The 26,841-nt window shown below is 37.7% G+C and carries 16 protein-coding genes; 13 read left to right on the top strand and 3 right to left on the bottom strand.

What is annotated here, in order from left to right:
* Positions 1 to 21 precede the first annotated feature (21 nt).
* Positions 22 to 558 carry a dihydrofolate reductase family protein gene (locus R2Q84_RS24095; RefSeq protein ID WP_316819165.1) on the bottom strand — a complete coding sequence of 179 codons (537 nt, stop codon included), beginning with the start codon at positions 556 to 558 and terminating at the stop codon, positions 22 to 24.
* A gap of 129 nt (positions 559 to 687) precedes the next feature.
* Between R2Q84_RS24095 and R2Q84_RS24090 the strand changes: the two genes are divergently transcribed.
* The 6 genes from R2Q84_RS24090 to R2Q84_RS24065 all read left to right on the top strand — a co-directional run bounded on the left by R2Q84_RS24090 (position 688) and on the right by R2Q84_RS24065 (position 9,014).
* Positions 688 to 1,656: a GlxA family transcriptional regulator gene (locus R2Q84_RS24090; protein WP_316819164.1), complete on the top strand. Its 969-nt coding sequence runs from the start codon at positions 688 to 690 to the stop codon at positions 1,654 to 1,656.
* A 50-nt stretch (positions 1,657 to 1,706) separates the two neighbouring features.
* Positions 1,707 to 2,096 carry a VOC family protein gene (locus R2Q84_RS24085; RefSeq protein WP_316819163.1) on the top strand — a complete coding sequence of 130 codons (390 nt, stop codon included), beginning with the start codon at positions 1,707 to 1,709 and terminating at the stop codon, positions 2,094 to 2,096.
* Between the two features lie 143 nt (positions 2,097 to 2,239).
* Complete coding sequence (locus R2Q84_RS24080) at positions 2,240 to 2,884, top strand: hypothetical protein (protein WP_316819162.1); 645 nt, start codon at positions 2,240 to 2,242, stop codon at positions 2,882 to 2,884.
* A 108-nt stretch (positions 2,885 to 2,992) separates the two neighbouring features.
* Positions 2,993 to 4,723, top strand: a complete 1,731-nt coding sequence (locus R2Q84_RS24075) for a DUF4091 domain-containing protein (protein WP_316819161.1) — start codon at positions 2,993 to 2,995, stop codon at positions 4,721 to 4,723.
* Positions 4,724 to 4,795: 72 nt separating this feature from the next.
* On the top strand, positions 4,796 to 6,529 hold the full coding sequence (locus R2Q84_RS24070; protein WP_316819160.1) for a hypothetical protein: 1,734 nt from the start codon (positions 4,796 to 4,798) through the stop codon (positions 6,527 to 6,529).
* Positions 6,530 to 6,656: 127 nt separating this feature from the next.
* Positions 6,657 to 9,014: a GH92 family glycosyl hydrolase gene (locus R2Q84_RS24065; protein ID WP_316819159.1), complete on the top strand. Its 2,358-nt coding sequence runs from the start codon at positions 6,657 to 6,659 to the stop codon at positions 9,012 to 9,014.
* Positions 9,015 to 9,135: 121 nt separating this feature from the next.
* On the opposite strand, the gene R2Q84_RS24060 is transcribed toward R2Q84_RS24065, so the two are convergent.
* Positions 9,136 to 10,749, bottom strand: coding sequence for a SusD/RagB family nutrient-binding outer membrane lipoprotein (locus tag R2Q84_RS24060; RefSeq protein WP_316819158.1), 1,614 nt, complete (start codon positions 10,747 to 10,749; stop codon positions 9,136 to 9,138).
* Positions 10,750 to 10,799: 50 nt separating this feature from the next.
* Positions 10,800 to 14,066: a SusC/RagA family TonB-linked outer membrane protein gene (locus R2Q84_RS24055; protein WP_316819157.1), complete on the bottom strand. Its 3,267-nt coding sequence runs from the start codon at positions 14,064 to 14,066 to the stop codon at positions 10,800 to 10,802.
* Positions 14,067 to 14,535: 469 nt separating this feature from the next.
* Between R2Q84_RS24055 and R2Q84_RS24050 the strand changes: the two genes are divergently transcribed.
* The 7 genes from R2Q84_RS24050 to R2Q84_RS24020 all read left to right on the top strand — a co-directional run bounded on the left by R2Q84_RS24050 (position 14,536) and on the right by R2Q84_RS24020 (position 26,828).
* On the top strand, positions 14,536 to 15,294 hold the full coding sequence (locus R2Q84_RS24050; protein ID WP_316819156.1) for a HEAT repeat domain-containing protein: 759 nt from the start codon (positions 14,536 to 14,538) through the stop codon (positions 15,292 to 15,294).
* 145 nt (positions 15,295 to 15,439) lie between these two features.
* A complete protein-coding gene (locus R2Q84_RS24045) occupies positions 15,440 to 16,462 on the top strand; it encodes a GntR family transcriptional regulator (RefSeq protein WP_316819155.1) in 1,023 nt (340 codons plus the stop codon).
* Between the two features lie 369 nt (positions 16,463 to 16,831).
* Positions 16,832 to 20,110 carry a TonB-dependent receptor gene (locus R2Q84_RS24040; RefSeq protein WP_316819154.1) on the top strand — a complete coding sequence of 1,093 codons (3,279 nt, stop codon included), beginning with the start codon at positions 16,832 to 16,834 and terminating at the stop codon, positions 20,108 to 20,110.
* Between the two features lie 21 nt (positions 20,111 to 20,131).
* Positions 20,132 to 22,069, top strand: a complete 1,938-nt coding sequence (locus R2Q84_RS24035) for a RagB/SusD family nutrient uptake outer membrane protein (protein ID WP_316819153.1) — start codon at positions 20,132 to 20,134, stop codon at positions 22,067 to 22,069.
* A 22-nt stretch (positions 22,070 to 22,091) separates the two neighbouring features.
* Positions 22,092 to 23,312: a DUF4959 domain-containing protein gene (locus tag R2Q84_RS24030; protein ID WP_316819152.1), complete on the top strand. Its 1,221-nt coding sequence runs from the start codon at positions 22,092 to 22,094 to the stop codon at positions 23,310 to 23,312.
* Positions 23,313 to 23,348: 36 nt separating this feature from the next.
* Positions 23,349 to 24,560 carry a DUF4998 domain-containing protein gene (locus R2Q84_RS24025; RefSeq protein ID WP_316819151.1) on the top strand — a complete coding sequence of 404 codons (1,212 nt, stop codon included), beginning with the start codon at positions 23,349 to 23,351 and terminating at the stop codon, positions 24,558 to 24,560.
* Positions 24,561 to 24,641: 81 nt separating this feature from the next.
* Positions 24,642 to 26,828: a glycoside hydrolase family 95 protein gene (locus R2Q84_RS24020; protein WP_316819150.1), complete on the top strand. Its 2,187-nt coding sequence runs from the start codon at positions 24,642 to 24,644 to the stop codon at positions 26,826 to 26,828.
* Positions 26,829 to 26,841: the final 13 nt, after the last annotated feature.

The raw sequence follows: 26,841 nt of genomic DNA, 5'->3' as shown, positions 1-26,841 counted from the left end.
ATCTGGTTTTCTTATTGATCCTCATTTTGGTAAATAGCAATTTAATGTACAGCCGTTATTGAAGTTTATTGTTTTTATTGGCGTTAGAAAGAGCGGCTGATTCACATTTTTAAATAGGGGAGTGCCATTACCTAGTACTACCGGATAAGTAACCAATCTAAACTCATCAACAAGATTGAGTTCTACGAATGCTGAGAGGATGTCTGCACCGGCAAACAAGACCAGATCTTTACCTGGTTTGTTCTTAAGCTCATTAATGATTTTTGTTAGATCACCAGCTATTAATTCTGCATTCCAGACGGCTGTTTTTAAGGTTCTCGAAAAAACCAGCTTTTTCTTTCTGTTCATCTTTTCGGCAAATCGGCCTGTGGCTGTTGGCCAGTATTGGATCATTAATTCATAAGATTTCCGACCATATATAAACAATTCTACGTCATCTATGATGTTCTCGAAATAATCCATCAACTGCTCATCGTCAGTAAAGTAATCCAGCTCCTTATTTGGCCCTTCTATAAAACCGTCTACTGAAACCATCATGGATACAATTAATTTTCTCATTTTCTATTATTATAATTTTTAAAACTATTTTTTTATTCAAAATTAGGTACACCCTAATTAAATTATAGGGTGCGTATTCGTAATTATAAGGGGTTGATTGCGAATGCATTTAAAAGTATTTTTGGGTACATGAAGCACATATCTGTTTTGGTTCCGCTTGGCGTTAATATTGGTATTATTGATGGTACTTATGACCTGTTTACACAAGCAAATGATTTTTTGATAAGTCAGGGTAAGCAGCCTTATTTTAATCTGAATCTGGTTGGAATATCTGAAAAGGTAACGGCTAAGAACGGATTGTTTGCAGCTCAACCAAACCAACATATAGAATCGGTAAGGAAAACTGATTTAATTATTATCCCTCCTTGTTTTCAAACTGATCTGCAAACAACCATTGAGGAGAATAGAGAATTTATAACCTGGATATTCAGGCATTACAGTCATGGTTCTGAAGTAGCGAGTTTATGTATTGGCGCTTTTTTGTTGGCAGCAACTGGTTTACTAGATTCGCGAAAGTGCGCAACGAACTGGATGGTAGCAGAAGATTTCGAGAAAATGTTTCCTAAGGTCATGCTGGAAACAGATAAGGTAATTATTGATCAAAATGGGCTTTATTCGAGTGGAGGAGGTTATTCCTATATGAATTTGATATTGTATTTAATTGAAAAATATACCGGTCGTGAAGTAGCTGTACATTGTGCTAAAGTTTTTCAGATCGACATTAATCATAAAAGTCAGTCTCCATTTATTATTTTTAATGGACAAAAACAACATCATGATGAAACTGTTAGACGTATTCAAGGGTACATTGAAGAACATTTTCGGGAAAAAATAGTGGTGGATGAACTGAGTCGGTTGTTTAGCATTGGAAGAAGAGCTTTAGAAATGAGGTTTAAAAAAGCAACTTCCAATACGATAGTAGAATACTTGCAAAGAGTAAAGATAGAAGCCGCGAAAAGGAACTTTGAGCTTAGGACCAAATCGGTAAACGAAATAATGTTTGACGTAGGTTATACTGATCCGAAAGCCTTCCGGTCAATATTTAAAAGGTTTACAGGTGTATCACCAATTGAATATAGAAACAGATACAATGGTTAGCATAGCTTATGGGAATAAATCTGTAGAATTGGAACTTATCACGTAAAAACATGAAAGCAAAGAAAAAATCTTATAATCCTGTAGTATATTTTGAAATCCCTGTCACGGATGTTGACCGGGCAATAACCTTCTATAATTCAGTTTTCGGTTTTGAGTTTGAGAAAGATATAATCGATAATAACGAAATGGCATTATTCCCATTAAAAGATGAGGATTTAGGGATTTCTGGAGCATTGGCAAAAGGTGATATCTATAAACCGACAAAAGACGGAACGTTATTATATTTTAGTACGGATAACATAGAGAAAACAATAGAATTAGCGATTCAGAATGGTGCTGAAGTTTTGTATCCTATAACGTCTAACGGCGAGTGGGGATACGTAGCTGAATTTGAAGATTGCGAAGGAAACAGAATTGCACTACGTCAATTAATAGAATAGTGGACAAATGTAGAATTCTAGCGTTATTTTATTTTGCCCATATAAATGAAATAGCGAAAAATGGATGTAGTGTAGTATATTGAGGAGAATTTCCACTAAGTTGTGAGAATAATTATATTGCGTAGTAATATTTTTTAACGCTTATGAAACCATCTAGAAATGATCCTTTTGATTTAAGTTTGAGTATGAGAGGGCTGGGAGCTGTGGTAACCCGCATGCATTCAGATATTTATGAATACGTTTATCATTTTACCTTTAAGAAATATCTGAAATCCTACATACGGGATTTTAAGGATCCATGGGAACAACCTATAGAACATGATGATTTTTTTAATGAAGTTGATGATCCCGTGGTTAAAAGCTGTTTTGCTGCAATGAGAAGACTCGTTGACTACAAGATTGAACTTAATCTGATATTCGGAATAGACGAAATAGCAGACTTGGAAGATGAATATATTGTTGTAGAGTCTAAGCGCTTCAAATTGTACTTACTGGTTTATAAACGTTCTAAAAGTTATAAGAAACTGAAACTTTATTATGAACGTACTTTAACAGGTTTTATCGAAACTTTATCAATGTACGCTTATGCTTTAACTGCGCAGAGTTATAAAATACCGCTCGTATTGAAGCGTCAGCTTGCACTTCCTGGTGAGGAGAGTTTAAGGTTACTAAATGATGATGATAGTAATGTCGCAATGATTAAGGAGCTCGTTATTGGGCTAAAGAAAGATCTGGAAGATTTTAAAAGTTTAAGCGTTAGTAAGACTGCTAAAAAAACACGTAAATAAAGGCGGAACGATAAGATATCTATATTGTTACAGTTTATCAAACGGTTGTGTAACCAATGTGATACAAAACAGGTTTCTCTTTGATGGCTAAATGGCTAACTTAGAACTATGAAACAGTTATTTTTTATTTGTCTATCTTTTTTTTGTTTAAATGTTAAGGCACAAGACGTCAGTTTGGCCTTACAAAATAAGCCTTTATTAAATGCGAAAATTATCGGTGATGAATGGGCCAAAGTACCTGATGGCTTAAATCTAAGCTTTGCTTCTGCCAATACACGTTTTGCAAGAGAACTACCTCCAAAAATTGCTTTGGAAGCAGGTTGGGAAGCAAAAGCCTGGAAAGGCGAAAAAATACACACGCAACTGCTGGTATGGGCAAACAAAAGTTTGAACAATATCAGTGTAGAACTTTCTGATCTGAAAGATAAACAGGGACATCTTATTAAAAAAGAAAACATTACGACTGGCTTCGTAAAATATGTCATTACCGACGAATTTAGAAACGGCTGTGGTTATCGAAAAGCAGAAGATTTCGATTCTTCCTATGTGGCAGACATTATTGATACAGAGACAAAAGCTGTGTTACTAAATAAAAATAATACACAACCGATTTGGTTGAGTATTAAGGTGCCTGCAAATGCAACGGCTGGAAGTTATAAAGGCACAGTAAAAATAAAAGGTGATAAGGATTATACTTTGCCTATAACAGTGGAGGTTTTAGGCAAAACATTGCCTAACCCTAACAAATGGCAATATGATTTGGATTTATGGCAGCATCCTGTGGCTATATCGCGCGTACACAATGTACCGATGTGGAGTACCGAACATTTTTCGCTGATGAAAAAGTACTATGTTATGTTAGCCAACGCTGGACAGAAAACGATTACAGCAAGTATTGTTAATGAGCCTTGGGGGCATCAAACTTATGACGATTATCCGAGTTTGATAAAATGGACAAAGAAAGCGGATGGAACCTGGAAATATGACTATAGCTTATTTGATAAATATATAGCGTTTGTTATGGATTGTGGCATTACAGAGCGGATCAATTGTTACAGCATGGTGCCCTGGAAAATCGCTTTTACATATTATGATGAAAAATCACAAAAAGAGGCCGTTTTTACCGACGCTATTGGTACGCCATCCTATAACGTTTTCTGGAAAACTATGCTTGTCGATTTTACACGGCATCTAAAACAAAAAGGCTGGTTTGGCAAAACTTATATTGCTATGGACGAAAGACCAATGGAAGCCATGAAAGCAGTTATAAAATTATTGAAAGAGACCGATAAAAATTGGAAAATAGCATTAGCCGGAGAATATCACCCTGAAATAGAACAGGACATTGATGTTTATTGCATTGCCTCTAAATGGGATTTTCCTGCGGCTACTTTGCAAAAACGTCAGCAACAAGGTAAAGGAAGTACCTGGTATACCTGCTGTACAGAGCCTTATCCCAACGGATTTACTTTTTCTTCTCCGGCAGAAGGTGTTTGGATAGGCTGGTACACTGCGGCCAAAAATATGGATGGTTATTTACGATGGGCTTTTAATAGCTGGACAAAAAATCCACTGGAAGACAGTCGTTTTACTGCATGGCCTGCTGGCGATACTTATCAGGTGTATCCGGGTCCACTTAGTTCTGTAAGGTTTGAAAAACTAATTGAAGGAGCTCAGGATTTTGAAAAAATCAGATATTTAAGAGCTGTTTATACAAAAAATAAGCAAACTAAGGAGTTAAATGAGCTGAATAAGGCTTTGGAAGTTTTTGATATAAAATCATTAGCTAATACCACTGCAGATGAGATACTTAAAAAAGTAAAGCCGCTGCTGAATTGATGAATAACTATTAAATATATTATCTTTTTTGATTATATTTAATAGTTGTTTTTTTAATAAACACCAGCGCTGATGATGAAATATATTTTTCTTCTCTGGGTTTTCTTTTTTCTTTTGTCCTGTGGCAACGGTAATTCATCAAAACAAGATGAAACACAGACAGGCAAAAAACAGGTATCTGTTTGTTATAGCCCTGCCACTAACGACAAAGATTGGTATACTTCTGGTCGTAAGGCACCCATATTGAAAGGTCTTAAGGGGATTGATTTTAAAATTTCAACCACAAATAAGGAAGTACAGAAGTATTTTAATCAGGGAATGATGTTGGCCTACGGATTTAACCATGCGGAAGCTGCAAGATCGTTCTATGAAGCTGTAAGGCTGGACTCTGCCTGCGCTATGGCTTACTGGGGATTTGCTTATGTGTTGGGACCTAATTATAACGGGGGGATGGAGGAGGATAATTTTCAACGTGCATATGATGCAGCTCTTAAGGCACAAAAGCTTTCCAATAATTGCACACCTAAAGAAAAGGCATTGATAGAGGCATTGGCTACCCGTTATGCCGCACAGCCACCGACAGACCGTAAGCCACTTGATATAGCCTATTCGGTGGCGATGAAAAAAGTATACATCCAATATTCTTCAGACCCTGATGTAGGAGCGCTGTATGCGGAATCATTAATGAACCTGCATCCCTGGGATTTGTATGAAAAGAAAACAAAAACAGCGAAGCTCTGGACGAGGGAACTCATAGCCGTATTGGAGCACCTCATGAAGATCAATCCACGTCACCCAGGGGCACACCATTTTTATATCCATGCGATGGAGGCTTCTTCTGCTCCTGAAAAAGCATTGGCCAGTGCACGTCTGTTAGACACACTGGTACCCGGTGCCGGCCATCTTGTACATATGCCTTCTCATATTTACATCAATACTGGTGACTATCATTTAGGCTCTTTATCAAATATCAATGCTGTAAAAACAGACAGTATTTATAGTACTGTCTGCCATGCGCAGGGTGTGTATCCATTGGCATATTATCCACACAATTATCATTTTCTGGTGGCTACAGCTACGCTGGAAGGGAATTCTTCTTTGGCATGGCAGGCCGCTCTGCAAGTTCAAAAACATACAGCCAAAGACATTATGCTGCAGCCCGGCTGGGGAACGCTACAGCATTACTATAGCATTCCTTATTATGTGGCGGTAAAACTAGCTATGTGGAACACTATTTTTTCCTTGCCTTTTCCAACTGAAGGATTGGTGTACCCCAGGGCCATCTGGCATTATGCAAGAGGTATGGCTTATCTAAGCAAAGAGGACATAACCAATGCACAAAATGAAATGAATGCACTCTCTGCCCTTAGTGTCGACACTACATTGCAAGACCTAACTGTATGGGATATCAATACAACAGCTGATTTGGTAAAGATTGCATCGAATGTACTACGTGCAGGGTTGGCCGTGAAGCAAAAACAAACAACCCAGGCGATCGCCGCTCTCAAAGAAGCTATCGTTCTTGAAGATAACCTCAATTACAATGAACCGCCCGATTGGTTTTTCTCTGTTCGACACCATTTGGGTGCTGTATTGCTGAATGCAGGCAAATATAGAGAAGCTGAAAAAGTGTATCTTGAGGATTTGAAGACCTGGAAAAAGAACGGTTGGGCACTAACGGGATTATACCAATCTCTGGTGAAGCAAAACAAAATCAAAGAAGCGGAAAAAGTAAAAACTGCTTTGGATAATGCATGGCAATATGCAGATTTTATACTTGCTTCTTCATCTGAAATAATGAAATAGAAAGGGACAAAATGATTATAAAAATTTGTTAGTATAAAATTAATATGTAACTATGTATGTACAAATGTATTTTGAACAAAGCAAAAATGCTTGTTTGCTTTACAATAACCTAATATTTTAAAATTGTATGAATATAAAAAGTTACGCTGGTTTGATTGTATTTTTTTCTATTATGCTCTTTTCCTGTTCCAGGATGGCTGTAAATAGTGGATTTAAGACAAGTAATAATAAGGAGGAAGAGTTATCAAAGTATGTAGATCCGTTAATAGGTACCGCACATAGTCGTTGGTTTCATTTTACCCCAGGAGCCATGCCGTTTGGAATGGCCAAACCTGCGCCTTCAACAAATGGACATTTAGGCAACGCCGGGGGCTGGGAAGCTACGGGATATGATTATCGGGACAATTCAATTGAAGGTTTTCCATGTCTGCATGAATTTCAAATTGGAGGTATCGTATTAATGCCTACTTCAGGGAAACTTAAAACCATCCCAGGACCGGTAAAAGATACAACCGGGCTTGGATATCGTTCAGGTTTTGATCGTTCGGATGAATTAGCTACCGCAGGCTATTATTCTGTATTGTTAAAAGACTATAATATAAAAGCTGAGCTTACCTCAACACCTCGTGTTGCTTTTCAGCGTTACAGTTTTCCTGCAGGCAAAGAAAACCATATTCTATTTGATATTGGTAACCGACAGGGAGAAAGCGGCGCTATTAAAGATGCCTATGTAACTAAAACTATTGATGGTCGAATTGAAGGCTGGGTTATCACTGAGCCTGAATATGTAAAGAAATATGAGCCGGGAGCTATTGTTCCCCTCTATTTCTCGGCGGTACTTGACCAACAGCCTGCTTCATTTGGAACTTTTAAGGGCAATAGCGTACAAGCTGGTAAAACCGAAATTTCGGGTGTTGGTGCTGGTGTGTATCTAACTTTTAAATCAAATGCTGTTGAAACAATTACGGTTAAGGTAGGCTTGTCGTATACTTCGGTAGCCAACGCACGCCTAAATCTGAAAGAAGAAGCTGCAAAGCTTAGTTTTGACCAGGCAAAAGAAAACGCACATAAAGCCTGGGAAGACTATTTAGGACGAATCCGTGTAGAGACGTCAAATAAGGCAGATAAAATAAAATTCTATACAGGCTTATATCATTCTTTATTGGGAAGGGGGCTGGCAAACGACATTAATGGGGAATATCCGCGTCATGATGGTAAGATTGGCCAGATTCCTTTAGAAAACAATAAACCTGTCCATAATATTTACAATACGGATGCTGCATGGGGCGTGCAGTGGAATCTTTCACAATTATGGACGCTTGTTTATCCAGAATACCATTCAGATTACCTCAGTAGTCATTTACAGATGTATAAAGATGGGGGATGGCTTGCGGATGGTATTGCCAATGGTCGCTATGTTTCGGGGGTGGGTACTAATTTATTAACAACATTGTTTGCGGGTGCTTACCAATGCAGTATTCGAGATTTCGACGTAAATACAGCTTATGAAGCTGCGCTTAAAAATGAGTTGGACGGTGAAAATCGTCCTTTAGGAGCCGGTAAGATGAACACCAGATATTTTACGAAATACGGATATATCCCTTCAGATTTAGATGCAGATGGGTTCTCTGCATCGCATACACTTGAGTATTCCTACAGTGCCTGGGCAGTAGCGCAATGGGCAAATCAGTTGAACAAAACTGACGATTACAATAAATTAATGTATCTATCTAAAGGTTGGGAACGTATTTACGATCCAACTACAAATTTTGTACGTCCCCGGAAAGCAAACGGAGAGTTTATCGACAAATTTAACCCTATGCAAGTCTGGCGGGGATTTCAGGAAGGCAATGCCTGGCAATATACTTTTTATGTTCCGCACGATGTAAAAGGATTAGCCGGGAAGTTGGGCACAGAATTATTTAGTCGGCGATTGGACAGTATCTTTACTGTTTCTCAAAAAAAGATCTTCGGCGGAGGAAAAGAAGTGGATGCATTTGCAGGTCTTGAAACACTTTATAATCATGGAAACCAACCTTGTCTACATATTTCATGGTTGTTTAATGATGTTGGCCGTCCTTCATTAACACAGAAATGGGTCCGTGCCATTTTAAACGACTTTTATGGTACCGAAGGTATTCATGGTTATGGCTATGGTCAGGACGAAGACCAGGGACAATTAGGAGCTTGGTATGTAATTAGTTCAATCGGCTTATTTGATGTAAAGGGACTTACAGCTACTGAACCTTCATTTGGAATTGGAAGCTCTATCTTCGATAAGGTGACTGTACAACTAAATAACCAGTATTATAAGGGCAAGGAGTTTGTGATAACAACCAAAAATAATAGTAATGTTAATGCTTATGTACAAAAAATTAAGTTAAATGGTAAGCCGGTTAATGATACACGCATCCTATTCAAATCGGTTAGCAATGGTGGTAAACTAGAGCTTGAAATGGGAAGCGAGCCTAAAGACGCTTACTAAAGTCAATAATATCACCATCGACTTCGGGTATATTGTAAGCTTAAAAAGAAAAAAGGGCTACTATTTCATTAAGATATAGTAGCCCTTAAAGCTAATTTGTTTAATAAACCTTCTACCGGACTTATCTACCAGTCCACCACACTGGAGTAGTATAGTTGTTAGAAGCTTTGACGGCTAGAAAATTCTCTCTGTTGTTTGATTCTTCAGTACTAGGATACACGGTTCTTTCCATTACTAAATAATTGCTTGCACCTTTTTTAACCCTTGCGCCAAGTTCTTTAGTAAGCCTGCGGGTATCAGCCCATAGTTCATACGGTTTTAAGATGTTGAAATGAACGTATTTCTGATCGTAAATCAATCCAAGTTTCTCCGTGTTATTAGCAGCATTGAATTCTGTAATTTTAGCGGCTAAAAACAAATCAATAGTTGTCTGATCTGGTTTAACCGGCATAGATTCCGGAATAAAACCAACATATGATTTATTGGTATTTCCTGCATTTATTTCATAGTAGATGTCTATTGATTCCTGTATTCCGGCTTTGAGCTCATTGGTTACAATAATTCCAAGATCAGGCCAGCGAAGTCCTGCTTCAGCTAAAATAAGGTGCACTTCTGATGAAGTCAGTATAAGTGATGGAATGGCTACATTTCGCTCAAAAGTTGATCTGTTGTATAAAGAAGGGAAAGTTTTAGTCAGATCTGTCTGAGTTATCATCCCTCTAATTGGTGAGATATCATTCGCTTCGGCAGGCATAGGTGTGTAGTTTCCGTCTTTATCAGGCTGAAATAATACCTGGATGCGTGGGTCATCCGGTTGCCCGGCTTTTCTCAACACCTTCATCATATTTTGAGGAAGCCATAGGTAGCCACTTGCCCTGGTTCTTAGTTCTTCGAACGAACGGTTGATTAAAAATTCAAATGCTTTGTCCTGCTGTTTATCTACTAGCGTAATAGAGCCCGTTCTGTCCTTTGCATAAACACCATCCTGTAAAACTTCTTGAATTGTTGTTTTCGCTAAGGTTGCATCTGCGACGGAAATACGCATGGCTAAACGTAATCTTAAGCTATTGATAAACGTACGCCACTTTACAAGATCACCTGCAAACCAAATATCGTTTTTTAGAAATAGCTGTTGGATTGCACTTCCGCCAATTTGATAATTTTTAAGCTTTCCTGAGACGTCTTTTAGCTCTCCTAGTATGGATGTATATATGAACTGCTGTTTGTCAAATTTCGGGAAGAAATTATTATCCTGAGCTTTCATCGCATCTGTATATGGTACATCGTTATAGGCATCTGTAAGCTGATAGAATAGATAATCTTTAATTACCATACCTGTCCAGACAAATACTTCATACTCCTTTTGCTGATCTGCTGGTAATTTGGCAAGTGCATCGCTCATTGCCCGGATTGACCTTAATTTAGCGTAGATATCTCCATAAGGAGCATGTCCCCAGCCAAATGTATTTGCGGCACCGTCATTGACAACGCCACCCGTTCCTAGTGTTCTGTTGAACGCTTCAAAATTGTGGAAGTATTCTCCATAACTGGTTCGGAATATACCAAGTTGCTGTTGAACATTTGAGTAAAATCCCTCGGGTGTAGGAGTTGTAAAGCCATCTGGATTCGCATAATCACCCTCCAGAGTCTTTTTACATGAGGTGAATACGCTGCAGATTATGGCTACCATGATCACAGACCTCCTCACAATGGGTTTAAAATATGTACTTTTCATTAGAATATTTTTTAGTTATTATGACAAATCATAATTGTTTATTTTAGATCTTAGAATGAGGCTCTAACACTAGCGCCAAAACTTCTTACTGCCGGCCACGCATTATTTTCATAAAATGCATTAGTACCATTCAGCGCTTCTGCATCAACATTTGGCATGGTCTTATACAAATAGGCCACGTTATTCACATAAAGGGAGACGTTTAGTTTTTGTATTTTCATCCTTTGGGTGATTTTGTTTGGTAAAGTATAACCGACGGTTATATTTCTTAGCTTGATATAGTTGTTTTTATAAACAATATCAGGTTGTATATCCATGAAACTTCTCCAATAGTATGAGTATTTATCTTCAGCAGTAATGATTACATCATTGGGTGATCCGTCTGCTTTAACACCATCCAGAATTACACCATTGTGCATAATGAAAGGGTACTGGGAATCAGCAGGAAGCGGAGCGCTATGGCTGGGCAAAGAAACAAATCTTCCGTCATTTCTAACATAAAAAGGAAGCCCCCCATGGGCTTCATCTCTTCCTTCCAGGGTATTTTTAGCAGAACCATTACCTACCATATACATATTGGTTTGAGAAACCATTTTACTTCCAAATGAGTAATCTAGGTTGAAGTCGAGCGATATACCTTTATAGTTAAAGGTATTGGTTAATCCCCCAACTGCAGTTGGTATTACTGTACCTAAAACATCTTGTTTCGTAGGGTCGTTGCTATAGTAACCGTCGGCACCAACAATTCTTTTTCCACTTACAGGGTCTGTATTGTAGGCATTTACAATGATCTGACCGTAAGGTTGGTTCAGACGGGCTGTGACAGTGGCACCCTGAGCACCCCATAAGATTTGTTCTTGAACATCTCTATATAATCCTTTAACGATAGGTTTTGACTGACTGGCATTAAATAGCATATTCCAGCTAAAATCCTTTGTTTTGATTGGTGTACCATACAGGCTTAATTCAAATCCGGTAGTCGTAATTTTTCCGGCATTAATTCTTAGAGAATTTACACCTGTAGCTTGTGCAACGCTTAGTTTCATGATCTGGCTGTACATTGTAGCGTGGTAAACGTTAAATTCAAAGCCTATGCGATTGTTTAAGAATCTGTTTTCTAAACCAAACTCAAACTCTCTTTTTTTCTCTGGCTTTAAGCTAGTAGGTGGCAAATCTTCCACAGGACTATTTGTAATAGTACCTCCATAGCTGCCAAGTCCATATATTACGTTTGCAAAATATTCAGGGCCTGGTCTACCAACATCTGCCCAGGAACTCCTAAATTTACCATAACTAATCCATTCGGGTAATTTGAATGCATCTGAATAAATAAATGAAGCACTTGCGCCAGGATAATAGTACGAGTTGTTCTCAGGAGGTAAAATTGACGATCCGTCTCTCCGTCCTTGAAGTTCTACGTATAACCAGTCTTTATAAGTGAATTGCGCTGAAGCTACCAATGCTACTAATCTGTTTGATCCTCTACTATATTGCCTGTCAGTTGAAGAATAAAATTCATCAATTTTACTGTTGTTCAATGAGAACCAATCTCTGGTAATGAAGCCATTACGGGTAAATCTGGTGACTCTCTCCGAATTACCTGTTTGCAGTATCCCCCCGAAGAAAGCATTTAACGTAAGGTCTTTGGCAATATTTTTTTCATAGTGCAATAAACTCTGAGCATTAGTTCTGATAGATCTACTGTTCGTAACGGAATAATATCCACTCGCAGCTTCAATTAATGGACGTGTGACTCTTTCCTTTGTTTCTCCATGATTTGTGATCAAATCGAAACCACCCAAGGTTTCAAGGCTGAAACCTTTTCCAAGATTAATGCTAATCGTTGCAGAATTAATAAAGTGTTCGCGTGTATTGTCATAAGAGTTCATAGTCTGGTTCCAGAAATAATTCCTTGCCAATCCATCTCTTACAATTCCTCCTGTCGGATTTTGGGCCTGCCGGTTTTGAACATACCACCAGAAATATCCGGTTTCAGGGTCAACAATTTGTTCTTTACTTAAACGCTTAACGTCCAGCTGACGGGGGATACCATAGGTTACAAAGGCATCCTGGTTTTGATTTGGAGAGTTGTGATTAAATGTATTTACGTAAGTACTTACTAGTTTAAATCTTAACCTGTTAGTTACTTTAAAATCACCACTAAACATAAATTTGTTATCGCTGACATCATATCCCTGAAAAATTCCTTTAAAATCATTTCTTGTATATGAAGCTCTGATATTACCTAATTCACCACCACCCTGTATAGCGACATTTACGTTATTGGTAAAACCATTTTGATAAAAAGCATCTATATTATTTGGTTGAGCAACATAAGGCCTTTTGACTCCGTCATACCACAAAATTTCGCGACCATCCATTTTAGGACCGAAATTATAGTTTGTAGGATAATATGCCTGTTGGCCATTTCTTATAAAAAAACCTTCCTTATCCACTGTCCCAGGGTTGCTCCATGGTGCCGGAAAACCTGAGCCGAACTCATTTTGAAATTCCTGCATGATCCATGGCTTATCAAAAGAGCGGCTATAGCTAAAATCAATTCCTAAACCATCTTTTTTTCCACCGCTTTTTGTAGTAATTAAAATTACTCCATTAGCACCTTCATGACCATAAAGTACGGAGGCTTTAGCACCCCTCATTATTTCGAATGATTCGATATCATTCATGTTAAGGTCGTTTAAACCATTACCGGTACTTCTGTTGATGTCTGTAGGCCCATCCAACATAGGAATACCATCGATTACAAATAAAGGTCTGGTGTTAGATGCTTCGACAAGTGCCACAGCATTTCTAATGTTTACATTAAAACCGCCTGATGGACCAAGTGCTGTCGAGCTTATTCTTAGGCCTGGTGCCTGCCCATATAATGCGCTTAAACTATTCATCGGTGAACCATCATTCTCCAATACACTTGTTTTTACAGTTGTCGCGGAATAACCAAGCGCTCTTTTCTCTTTTTTAACGCCTAAGGCTGTTACAACAACTTCGCTTAGTGATTTTTCATCTACTACCAATTGAATATTAAATACGATACTGCCTGCAACACTGACTTCCTTAGGATGGAACCCTATGTATTTAATAGTAAGGGTAGCTGTTTCTGGTACTGTAAGCGTGAACCTTCCTGCGGCATCAGCCATAGTTCCATTGTTTTTCCCTTTTTCAAAGACACTGGCCCCAGGTATGGGTTGGCCTTCTGGATCTCTTACCGTTCCGGTAACTTTCTTCTGTGCATAGACAGTAACAGTTATTAGGCTAAATAACAGTACTGTCAAACATCTTAAGTAAATTTGTTTCATTTTTTTAAGATTTAATTAAACATTTAGGTTACTTATTGTTTACAAACTTGTGTATTCGTTTTAAAGGATTTTGCCTACTCTCCGTTTAGGAGAGTTATATTCCTGTCGGAATTCGTAATGATTCGCCATTGGCATTCTGGTAAATAAAATATTTTTAATATTTAGTATTACTGTCACTTGATAGGGGATCGGCTACTATAAAAAGTTTCTCATCAGCATCTAAAAAGGAGCAAGCATTCATCTTTATAATTAATGACACTTTTCTGTTACAAAACAATAATTGAACTTATGAAAAAAATAGGAAAGATCCAAAAACTTTATAAAAAAATTATTAACATCCGAGGTTTAGGTAATTTATTAAATTTGGCTGCTGAAGAAAAAGTACCACTGTTATTATATAGGATTGGCGAGAGAGACAGCATAGAGGCTTTTATTTGAACAAAACACTGCGTATTATTATATTGTGTACATGGGATTTTACGATTTAGATAAACAGGACCGCTTAAAGGTTGTTGCGGAAATTAGCAATGATATCGCTACTGAGTTGGAGACAGGAGAATTTAAAAAGACTATTCAATATTTCGCTGATGAGGATACATACATCAGGAAATCAGCCTATTTATCTCTTGGTAAAGTATACCAGGCTAAAGGAGCTCTGCGTTTTAAAATAACCAGTGTGTTGGAAAAATTGTTTTCGGAAACAGATTTTAGAATCCGGCAGACTGTAATCAACACAGCAGGTGAGATTGGTAAAACTGATTTTGAAACCGTGAGGAACTTTTTTGAAAAAGGGCTTTTCGATGAACACCATTCGGTTCGCAACGCAGTGATTGGTTCCATAAAAAAAATGGGCGAAGTAAATCCAATACCTGTACTTGGATGGGCAAGACTTTATCTGCACCATGAAGATAAAGAGATCCGCAGGGAGATATGCCACGGTATCGAGCTTAGAGGGCGCAAATATCCTCAGGATATTTTACCCATGCTACAAGAATTGCAAAATGACAAAACCACAAGGGTTAGGAGTACATTGGTACATGTTATTGGTCAGATTGCTTACAAAAAAGGTTGTATTCAAATAGTGGTCGAACACCTTAAGAACTGGGAAAATAAACAACTTGTTGCAGAGGCGCTTGAAGAGATTATTGATGTTCATGACCGTTATAAGGACTTTGCTGTTTTAACACAAGAGCAGGCCAGGCAATATATTGAAGATAACTTTACCTGATTAGCAAAAGAGTTTCACTTTCATTTTTCTTCCGTTAAAAATTTTTACTCTTTTTTATTTTCGGATGCTGAAAAAAACTTTTATATATTCGCCACTGAATATTTCAGCTCCAACAATAACCTTAGCTTGTTTATCGCTTTTCTGCATGAAGTTACGTCAATTAATTAACGAAATTAAAGTTTTAGAGGAGGTATCTACCTTTTCGAAACATGAACAGCTCATTCAGGGGATTATAAATGCATTAGATCAAAAGATATTGGTTAGGGGAGATGCATTACCTTCTGTGAATGTAATGATAAAGGAGATGGGGTTTGCGCGTGAAACCATCTCAAAGGCTTATAAGGAGCTGGTGAACAGGGGTATTATCGAATCAAAAAATAGAAAGGGATATTTTGTAGCAACAGAAGATACTGAGCAGCATTTAAGAGTGTGTTTATTGTTGTATGCGTTTGACACCTTTCAGGAGACCTTTCATCAGAGTTTTAGAAACAAATTGGGTGAAAATATTCAATTAGATGTTTTCTTTCACCATAATAATTTCGCCGTATTTGAAAATACGATAAATAATATCAAGGGTAAATACGGTATGTATGTTATAGCACCCATTGATCTTCCTGAAGCTGTGCCTTTGATAGAGCAGTTTCCTATGAATAAGCTGTTAATTGTTGACAGACAATTGAATTTAAATGAAGATCATTCCTATATCGTACAAGAATTTAAACAGTCATCTTATAGGGCCTTCGTTGAACTTGTAGATAGCATTAAAGAGTTTGATGAATTTGTGTTCTTTTTTAAGCAACAATCTGCAGAGCCAAATGACGTACTAGATTCGTTTCAGCGTTTTATCAAAGATTACAACGTTAATGGTGTAATAAAAAGCAAATATGAATCTGGAAGTATAGAACCAAATAAGGTATACTTTACAATTCATAATCTCGAACTATGGGAAATTCTTAAAGACTCTAAAACTAAAGGGTTGAAACCAGGGAAGGATTTGGGTATATTATCTCATAACGATGATAATGTAAAGGAAATAATTTTTGATGGTATAACTACTTTTTCTATTGATTTTGCCAAAATGGGTGAGATGGCAGGAGAGTTTGTATTGTCAAGAAAACCCATTAAACATATTATGGAAAATAAACTTATTAGACGGAATTCCTTGTAAGGAAATCTTACTGTGTTGATTTTCATTGTCTTCTATTCAATAGATTTCGCCAAAAAATAATTCGTGTTAAATAAAGTTCTCTGAAAAATAAATTTTGGATTATAAAATATTTTCATACTTTTGGTAGTAGGATAGTGTAGTATAGTACAACTGCTGATCAAACAAACGAACCAACCAAATATAAATTATGAAAATGTTAGCATCCATGGGATCTAATAGGCCCACACCACAAATTAATTATCATCGGTTATTTAAGTGTAATTCTTCCTGAATGGTTTATTGTCGTCATACAATTTTCGCATTTGGTTAAATTATCACATTTAGAGTTTAATCCGTATAAAACTCATTTACTTTAAAACTTAATAATTGATGAAAGATTTTTACTGGTTTTACAGGCGCATTTTAGTACCTAAAAAGTTAAGCTATATACCTGTACTTAGCTGTTTATTAATACTCTCCTTAACTACTTTAAATGTTCCGGAGGCCTTATCTCAAACAGGAAACAAAAAAACAATTACAGGTAAAGTGACCGATGAAGCAGGATTGCCGCTGCCTGGTGTTGTTGTCGCAGCCGTTAGTGGACCAAAACAAGGCACCCAAACAGATAATAACGGAAGGTTTGTACTTGATGTAGAACCTGGTGTTGTACTACGTTTTTCTTATGTGGGGTATATAGAACAAAGGGTAACGGTTACTGCTGATAACAGCTTGATTAATATCAAGTTGCTGGAAAGTAACATTCAAGCTGAGGAAGTTGTAATTACAGCGATGGGGCAGAAACAACGTAAGGAGGCAATTGTTGGTTCTGTAACTTCTGTCAGACCCGGTGAGCTTAAGGTTCCTTCAAGTAATCTTACCGGTGCAATGGCAGGTAAAATTGCAGGTGTCATTGCTTTCCAGCCTAGCGGCCAACCAGGTCAGGATAATTCTAATTTCTTTATCAGAGGGGTAACTACATTCGGCTACAGAAAAGATCCTTTAATCCTGATCGACAATGTTGAAATGACTTCTTCTGACCTTGCAAGGTTACAGGTTGACGATATTGAAAGCTTTTCGATTCTAAAAGATGCAAGTGCAACGGCTTTGTATGGTGCAAGGGGAGGGAATGGTGTTATCCTTGTTAAAACCAAAGAGGGGAAAATAGGAAAAGCCCAGATTACTGTGAGACTGGAAGGTTCATCATCAGAAGCTGTTAAATCGCTGGAACTTGCAGATCCAATTACCTACATGAAGCTCTATAATGAAGCGATAACAACCAGAAACTCACCCGGAGCTCTTTATACGCCGAATAAAATAATGAATACCCAGGCAACTCTAGATGGTGCCCCGGGTAGTAATCATTTTGTTTATCCCGCTGTAAACTGGATGGATATGCTATTTAAAAAGCGTACCAGTACAGAAAGAGCTAACCTGAATATCTCAGGAGGAGGGGGAGTAGCCCGTTATTACATAGCAGGTTCTTATTCAAATGACAATGGAATTTTAAAGACCGACATTAGAAATAACAACAACAATAACGTCCGGTTCAAAAACTATCAGTTGCGTTCAAATGTTAATATTGACCTTACCAATACTACCGAGCTAATAGTTCGTTTATCTGGTAATTTTAATGAATATGTGGGCCCAATGACTAACGACCCATCATTCGCGACAGACCTTTATAATATTGCAACACATACCAGTCCGGTTGATTTTCCTGCTTTTTACGAGCCGGATGCAGCTAATGCAGGTGTACAGCATATTCTTTTTGGTAACAATACAGATGCCACCGTTTTGCCAGATGGGACTACTCCACCTACTTCTTCAACAGATGTGAGAAACATCAATCCTTATGCGGCTCTGCTTAGGGGGAACAGAAGATTTTCTGAATCAAGAATGCTTGCGCAGTTAGAATTGAGCCAGAAGTTAGATTTTCTTACTAAAGGGTTAAATTTTAAAGGGATTTTCAGTACAAACAGGTATGCAAGGTTTGAATCTCAATTGGCTTATGCACCTTATTTTTATAACGTTAAGTCATATGATAAAGCTTCAAATCAATATACGTTAAACTGGATTAACAATAGGCCGGATCAGGCAAGGGAGTATTTAAATTATTATGCGGGCGCAAGTACGCTAAATACCTTCCTTTATCTGCAAGGCGTACTAGATTATTCGGCTGATCTTAACGAGAATCATAATGTGAGTGCTGCTTTGATCGGAACTCAGCAACAGCTTTTAAATGCAAATGCAAATTCATTGTTCAATTCGTTGCCATTTAGGAATTTAGGGGTGTCAGGGCGTGCAACTTACGCTTATAAAAGTCGTTATTTTCTGGAATTCAACTTCGGCTATAACGGATCTGAGCGTTTCTCTGAAAACCACAGATTTGGTTTCTTCCCAACTGTTGGGGCTTCATGGATTGTATCAGGTGAGAAGTTTTATGGAAACCTGGCTAATGTAATAGACAGAATGAAGTTGAGAGCAAGCTACGGTCTTGTTGGTAATGATGCTATTAGCGACAGAAGGTTCTTTTATTTATCAGATGTTAATTTAAACGGGGGGAATTCCGCTTCATTTGGAACAAATCTGGGGTACTCGCATAATGGTGTGACTATTAATAATTATGAGAATAGAGATGTAACCTGGGAAGTGTCTAAACAAATTAACTTAGGACTGGAATTGACACTTCTTAAGAATTTTAGGTTCACTACAGAGGTTTATAAAAATTATAAATCTGATATTTTGCAGGAAAGAAAGGATATTCCAAGTACAATGGGATTAGAATCTGGCATATCTGCAAATATAGGAAAAGTAGAGTCTCAGGGAATCGAGTTCTCCCTTGACGGAAAACATAATTTTAACAAAGATTTCTGGATTGCTTCAATGGCCAACTTTACTTTCTCAGAAAATAAATTTACTCAATTCGAAGAACCTGATTTTGAAGATAAGTACCGCCTTCATAATGGGGTGTCGCTTTACAGAAACTACGGCTATATAGCTGAACGCTTATTTGTAGATGATAGTGAAGCGAGAAACTCACCAAAACAAATATTCAGCACCAACGGTGTGCCGCCAATGGGTGGTGATATTAAATATCGGGATTTAAATGGAGATGGAGTGATAGATGGTAAAGATCGGACCTGGTTTGGAAATCCGACTGTGCCTCAGATTGTATATGGGTTTGGGATGTCTACCGGATATAAGAATTTTGATCTAAACGTATTTTTTCAAGGACAAGCTGGTGTTTCTTTTATGATTGATCCAGCTAGAACGAGTCCGTTTGTCAAAAGTCCTGATTCCTGGTTACCAGGCAATACACAAGTAATTAAGCAATATGCAGACGACCATTGGTCGGAAGACAATCAAAATTTATACGCGTTGTATCCAAGACTTGGTACAACTGGTGGAATCATAGAAAATAACCGTCAAGATAGTTCTTGGTGGTTACGTGACGGCAGTTTTCTGAGAATGAAGTCTCTCGAATTAGGTTATACCCTTCCACGCAATTTGGTAAGTAAGATTAAACTTAAAAATCTAAGAGTCTATTTTAGCGGACTCAATTTGATTACCTGGAGTCCTTTCACCATGTGGGATCCGGAAATAGGTGGTAATGGATTTTCATACCCTTTGCAAAAGGTATATAACCTCGGAATAAATGTTAGTTTATAGTTACTTATAAAGGATAAAGACATGAAGTCATTATATTCAAAATTTTTATACGCTGTTGTTCTGGCATTGTCCTTAACATCATGTAAAAAGTACCTTAACGTTACACCTGATAACGTTGGTACAATAGATTATGCTTTTAGAAACCGTAATGAAGCAGAAAATTATTTGTTTGGTTGTTATGCTACTTTACAACGGTTACAAGAGCCCTGGATGGATGCAGGATTTGCTACCTCTGGAGAATTGGTATTCCCGGGGCCAAAGGAAATAGACGATACGCAGAGTATCAATCCCGTAGGCTTTAATATGATGAGAGGTACACAGACAAGTGCTACCCCGGGATTGAACTATTGGGATGGTAATGAGGGTGGACAGGCAATGTTTCAAGCCATAAGACGCTGTAATACCATGCTGGAAAACATCGACAAACCCATAGACCTGGGGGAATCGGAGAAGAAAAGATGGATTGCGGAAGTTAAGTTTTTAAAGGCTTACTACCATTTTTATTTGTTCAGAATGTATGGCCCGATTCCGATTACAGACGTTAACTTACCTATTAATAGTTCTATTGAAGAAACAAGGGTAAAAAGAAACCCTGTAGATTCAGTAGTAAACTACATGGTTCGTTTACTTGATGAAGCTACTCCTGATTTGCCTAATCAAATTCAAAATCAGGCGCAGGAACTAGGTAGAATAACCGGGCTCATTTCCCGGTCTGTAAAAGCTCAAATCCTGGTAACTGCTGCAAGTCCTTTATTTAATGGAAATCCCGATTATGCTGGGTTTACCAATAAAGACGGGCAGGTATTATTTAGTGCTGAAAAAGATCCTAAGAAGTGGGATCGTGCTGCAGAAGCCTGTTCGGTAGCCTTGAATGCCTGTTTGGCTGGCGGTTTAAGGTTACACACTTTTGTGCCAACAGCTAATATGCCTGGTAATCTTCCTCAGGAATTAGTAGATGTTTTAACGTTTCAAACAGCTATTACTGAAAAATGGGAATTAAATAAAGAACTGATATGGGGTATGGCACCTAATTTCGGATTTGGAAGACAAGAAAGATTTATGCCACGTTTAACAGCTGCGGCTGCCTTAAATTTAGCTAGTGCCCAGGGCTTTTTTGCTGTACCAATTGCTCAACAGGAATTGTTTTATACGAATAACGGACTGCCAATAGATGAAGATAAAACCTGGGATTATAGAAATAGATATACTTTAAAAACGGGAACCTCTGAAGATCAGTACTATATCCATAACGGTTATGAAACGGTAAAGGCCCACTTTAAACGTGAATCCAGATTTTATGCTTCTATTGCATTTGACGGTGGTGTTTGGTATGGAAATGGTCAATTGTCAGATCCTGCAAATGCGAGTTATGTGCAGGCGAGAGGTACCGTAAGTTATGCAGGTCCTAAAGATCAAGGGCATACGAATATTTCGGGATACTGGCCAAAAAAACTGGTGAATTACCTAAGTGTTTATAGTGACCGGTTTACTTATGAAAATTTCCATTTCCCTTTAATGAGACTTTCAGATCTTTATTTACTGTATGCAGAAGCACTGAACGAACAAGGGAAAAATTACACAGAGGTATTACCTTATATTGATGAAGTAAGAAAAAGAGCGAAAATTCCCTCGGTCACCGATGCATGGAGTGCTCAGCTTTCTACAAATCCTTCAAAATATACCACTCAGGCCGGTCTTCGTCAAATCATTCATCAGGAAAGAAGAATTGAACTTGCTTTCGAATGTATGCCTGGATGGGATTTACGTAGATGGAAAGAATTACAAACAGTAATGGCTAAACCGATGCAGGGATGGAGCATTTATGATGATCAGGCAGTGAATTACTATCGTCCGCGTAATTTATTTGTTCCAGTGTTTAACACCAAGGATTATTTATGGCCTATTAAGGCAGATAACCTGGCGGTAAACCCAAATTTAGTTCAAAACCCTTTTTGGTAGTCCTATATAAAGATATATGATCATGAATATAAAAAAATACATCTTGCCTTGCCTGATTATACTGATAGCCGGTATCACAGCATGCAAGAAAAATAATGGTTTCAATACCATTATTTCCGAAGACAAAACAAAGCCGTTACCTGTTAATAATATCAAAGTCGATAATTTTAATGGAGGAGCGAATATTACTTATGATCTTCCTAATTCCCCAAATATTTTATATGTGCTGGCTAAGTATAAAATCAACGAGAATACGGATAGGGAAACTAAATCTTCCTATTATCAGGACACTGTTGTTGTTGATGGGTTTGCAAAACAAAAGCCTTATGAAGTAACCTTATATACGGTTTCAAGGGCAAATGTAATGTCCGATCCTATAACTGTGACAGTTAATCCGTTAACACCTGTTTATCTTGGTGTAAGACCATCAGTAAAGTTAGATCCTGATTTTGGTGGTATAAGTGTAACCGCCGAGAATCCGTTAAAGAAGCAAATCGGGATTGTGGTTATGAGTTATAATAGCAATACCCAGTCGATGGAGATTGAGGATCAGCGCTTTACCAAGGATGCCAGTATTAATTATTCAGTTACGGGATTTGCTTCTGTTGAACGTCAGTTTGGTGTGTATGTTACAGATAAATGGGGCAATATTTCAGATACACTGCAAAAGCCACTTATTCCTTTATATGAAGAAACGATGGATAAAACTAAGTTTAATGTGTTGGATCTGAGTACAGATAGCAAAATAGACTATGATTGGCAGAGACCTTATCTATGGGACGGAAAATTAGATGGAAATGGCTGGCATACTGCGTATGGGGTACCACTGCCGTATTCCGTGAGTTTTGGCATTGGCAAAACTTATAAACTGAGCAGGTTTGTTGTATACCAAAGAACCGGAGAACGTTACACCTATAAATTCGCAAATCCAAAGGAATTTTCTTTATGGGGCACCAACTCATCCACTCCGGATGATATTAAACTTCCTGTAAGAGCAGCTGAAGGTGCTGTGATAGGAAATTGGGTGAATTTAGGGAATTTCCGTTTTCCAGATCCACCATCGGGTAACCTTCCTAGTGCAAGTAACTCAGCGGATGAGGATTTTGTAAAAAAGGGAGTAAGTTTTAAAGTACCTTTTGCCGCTCCTTCAGTTAAGTATTTAAGGTTAGCTGTAGCAACCGTATGGGGAAATGAAGCTGCTGCCCATCTTATGGAGATTACTCCGTATGGAATACCTGAATAAAAATATCAATTGAACTAAATATCAAATTATATAAAGATGAAAAATCTTATAATTTTTATTGGTCTTTTTCTGTTCGTTATTGTAGCGGGCTGCGAAAAGCAACAAACCGATTTTCGGGAATTTTTTGATGGTCATGAGGTTGTTTATACCGGTAGTGTGGCTGACGTACTAACCAGAACAGGAAATTTGAAGACACAGCTAAAATGGAAATCGAGCTCCGATCCGAGTATCGTAAAGTATGTGATTTATTGGAATAATAAGGTAGACTCTCAGGTTGTAGCAATTAATGGCAAAACAGATAGCGTTTTTGTAACTATCCCGAACCTTGAGGAGTTTGTGTATTCCTTTACGATCTATTCTTATGATAGCAAAGGGAATAGGTCAGTTCCAAAGGAAATAAATGGTGTGAAGGTTTATGGGGATATTTATAAAAACGGTTTATTAAACAGAGCCTATGATGCGGATGATCCTTATATTTTCAATTCCGACGGATCTGTTACACTTAATTTTAATACACCCGATACCGTAAACGTAGGTACACTTATTAAGTATACTGATGTTTCCGGAAGTATAGTTGAAAAGACTCTTTCTCCTGAAAATAACAGTATTGTACTCCCTAATTATAAACGTGGAACTGAGGTGCAATATCTTTCTTCTTATATGCCTGAAAGAAATTCCTTAGATATTTTTACGGTCCCGGCTTATTCTACCTATCCAACCATTTACGCTTTAGAACAATGTGATAAATCTAAATTTGCTGAAGTTTATTTACCAAAAGATGTGAAAATTTATAACGGTGATGAGTGCCCGGTTAGGAAGCTTTGGGATGGGACTGTAGGTCCTCAAGGTTATCCAAATATTTTCCACTCTGCTGATGGTAGTAAAATTCCTCAGGTATTTACTTTTGACATGGGCAAGATTTACGAACGGTTATCTGTTTTAGAAGAAACAGGAAGAGACTGCTGTGGCAATCCACTCAAGTTTGAAGTCTGGGGTATCAATGATCTGACTAATGCAGAAACTACTTTAGATGCTAGTGAAGCAGGTTGGAAAGCAGAATCAATTAGTAAAGGTTGGACTTTGTTGAAAGAAGTGATCCGAACAGATGAGGGAAAAGTAGCAATGAAATTTAACTTGATAGATAATGCGCCACCAGTTAGATATATCCGAATTCGAATAACTGAAGCTAGTGGGAGCAATTCGACGGCTAACATGAGTGAGCTTACTTTTTGGAGTAAACAATTATAACAGATAGTTGAGTTCCTTGGTTTATCTCCACCATGCTTTAAATCATAATTTGGCATGGTGGATTTTTAACTGTTATATTAAATGACTATGATTATAAAAGGAAAAGTGCGGAATTTATTTTTTGTTTTGTTATTGATCTGTGCTTCTTCACAAGCACAGATCAATAACAATTTAAGAATTTGGGACGACAAGCCAGCTAAAGACTGGATGACTCAAGCATATCCAATTGGTAATGGAAAGTTGGGGGCAATGGTTTTTGGCGGGGTAGAGGAAGAACATATTCAATTTAACGAAAGTAGTTTGTGGACTGGTGATGAACAGGAGACTGGCTCTTATCAGGCATTTGGTGATATCTATATTAAATTCAAAAATATTGAGCCAGCTAAAGCAACTCAGTATAAGCGGATTTTAAACTTAAATAATGCACTTCATCAGGTTAATTATCAATATGATAATCTCCCGTATACCAGAGAATATTTCTCTAGTTATCCGGATCAGGTTATGGTTTTTAACTATACATCAAAAGCAAAAAATGCGTACTCAATAACCATTAAGCTAAAAGATGCGCACGCTAGTAAAACGCAAGGAAAACCTAATCAATTATCCATAACAGGAGTGTTGGATAACGGGTTGAAGTACGCTTCAACATTACAAATAAAACATGATGGAGGTACCTTAACCATTGATAAAGATGCAGAAGGTAACAGTCAGATACACTTGTTGAAAGCAAATACTTTTACTTTGTATTTGTCTGCTGCAACTGATTATGTTAATCAAAGATCGAAACGCTGGAAAGGCGAAAATCCAGAACTTATTGTCAATAGAAATTTAGGAAACGCTACACAAAAAAAGTATGAGCAACTAAAAAATAATCACATTAAAGATTATCAAAGTCTATTTAACCGTGTTACTTTACAAATTGGAAAAAACGATTCCAGAGTAGAAGTTCCGACCGCTCAGCGAATCATTAATTATAAGAAAAATGAAGATAGCGGTTTAGAAAACACCTTGTTTCAGTATGGTAGGTATTTGCTGATCAGCTCTTCCAGAAAGGGTGGTTTGCCTGCTAATTTACAAGGTATATGGAACAATACGAACAATCCACCATGGCGCTCAGATTACCATTCAAATATCAATGTTCAGATGAATTACTGGCTGGCAGAACCGACTAATTTAGCTGAGAGCAATATTCCATACCTGGATTATATAAACAGCATGCGTGAAGTTAAAAAAGAAAACACCCAAAAGGAATATCCTGGAGTGCGTGGTTGGACGGTAAAAACAGAAAACAACATTTTTGGCGGCGAAAGTTTTTTATGGAATACACCTGGAAGTGCATGGTATGCTCAGGCACTTTGGGACCATTATGCTTTTAACCAGGATAAATCATATTTAAAGGAATTTGCTTATCCCATTTTAAAAGAGATCTCTGAATTTTGGGATGATCATTTAAAACGTAGACCTGATGGGGTAATTGTAGCACCCAATGGCTGGTCGCCAGAGCATGGCCCAAGGGAAGATGGCGTAAGTCACGATCAACAAATTGTATATGATTTGTTTTCCAATTATATTGAGGCTGCAGATTCTTTAAACATTGATAAGGACTATCGCAATCACATTGCAAAACTTAGGGACGGTCTTTTGAAACCTAAAATTGGTAAATGGGGACAGCTACAGGAATGGGAAGAGGATAAGGACGAACCGAATGATAAACACAGACATGTTTCGCATTTATACGCATTACATCCGGGCAAACAAATTAGCATTACCAAAACACCTGAATTGGCTAAGGCTGCAGAGGTTAGTCTAACTGCCAGAGGCGATGAATCTACGGGTTGGTCTATGGCCTGGAAAATGAACTTTTGGGCTAGATTACATGATGGATACCATGCCTATAAGATCTTAAAAAACTTTATCACGCTGGTTGGTGGCGATGGAGTTGATTATGATCACGGTGGAGGTATTTATTCAAATCTACTTTGTGCGCATCCTCCTTTTCAAATTGATGGAAACTTTGGGTATACCGCTGGTGTGGCCGAGATGCTTTTGCAAAGTCATGAAGGTTTTATCGAGTTTTTACCTGCTATCCCTAATCAATGGAAAAGTTATGGCGAAGTTAAAGGTTTAAAAACCAGAGGAAATATTACAGTAAGCTTTAAATGGGAGAATGGTAAAATCACCAGCTATAATTTAACTGCCCCAAAAACATCAACTGTTAAAATTAAGGTAGACGGGGTCTTTAAAGACGTAAGAGTGAAAAAAATATAAACTGTTAGTAACG

The sequence above is a fragment of the Pedobacter nyackensis genome (assembly GCF_032678475.1).
In the GTDB taxonomy this organism is placed as follows: domain Bacteria; phylum Bacteroidota; class Bacteroidia; order Sphingobacteriales; family Sphingobacteriaceae; genus Pedobacter; species Pedobacter nyackensis_A.
Note: the sequence above shows the minus strand (reverse complement) of the source record. Positions and strands in the feature narration are given on the sequence as shown.

Coding starts and splice junctions, on each gene's coding strand:
- R2Q84_RS24080 (WP_316819162.1), top strand. CDS start 2,240: ATGAAACCATCTAGAAATGATCCTTTTGATTTAAGTTTGAGTATGAGA.
- R2Q84_RS24040 (WP_316819154.1), top strand. CDS start 16,832: ATGAAAGATTTTTACTGGTTTTACAGGCGCATTTTAGTACCTAAAAAG.
- R2Q84_RS24025 (WP_316819151.1), top strand. CDS start 23,349: ATGAAAAATCTTATAATTTTTATTGGTCTTTTTCTGTTCGTTATTGTA.
- R2Q84_RS24030 (WP_316819152.1), top strand. CDS start 22,092: ATGAATATAAAAAAATACATCTTGCCTTGCCTGATTATACTGATAGCC.
- R2Q84_RS24085 (WP_316819163.1), top strand. CDS start 1,707: ATGAAAGCAAAGAAAAAATCTTATAATCCTGTAGTATATTTTGAAATC.
- R2Q84_RS24065 (WP_316819159.1), top strand. CDS start 6,657: ATGAATATAAAAAGTTACGCTGGTTTGATTGTATTTTTTTCTATTATG.
- R2Q84_RS24020 (WP_316819150.1), top strand. CDS start 24,642: ATGACTATGATTATAAAAGGAAAAGTGCGGAATTTATTTTTTGTTTTG.
- R2Q84_RS24050 (WP_316819156.1), top strand. CDS start 14,536: ATGGGATTTTACGATTTAGATAAACAGGACCGCTTAAAGGTTGTTGCG.
- R2Q84_RS24090 (WP_316819164.1), top strand. CDS start 688: ATGAAGCACATATCTGTTTTGGTTCCGCTTGGCGTTAATATTGGTATT.
- R2Q84_RS24070 (WP_316819160.1), top strand. CDS start 4,796: ATGATGAAATATATTTTTCTTCTCTGGGTTTTCTTTTTTCTTTTGTCC.
- R2Q84_RS24045 (WP_316819155.1), top strand. CDS start 15,440: ATGAAGTTACGTCAATTAATTAACGAAATTAAAGTTTTAGAGGAGGTA.
- R2Q84_RS24095 (WP_316819165.1), bottom strand. CDS start 558: ATGAGAAAATTAATTGTATCCATGATGGTTTCAGTAGACGGTTTTATA.
- R2Q84_RS24055 (WP_316819157.1), bottom strand. CDS start 14,066: ATGAAACAAATTTACTTAAGATGTTTGACAGTACTGTTATTTAGCCTA.
- R2Q84_RS24035 (WP_316819153.1), top strand. CDS start 20,132: ATGAAGTCATTATATTCAAAATTTTTATACGCTGTTGTTCTGGCATTG.
- R2Q84_RS24060 (WP_316819158.1), bottom strand. CDS start 10,749: ATGAAAAGTACATATTTTAAACCCATTGTGAGGAGGTCTGTGATCATG.
- R2Q84_RS24075 (WP_316819161.1), top strand. CDS start 2,993: ATGAAACAGTTATTTTTTATTTGTCTATCTTTTTTTTGTTTAAATGTT.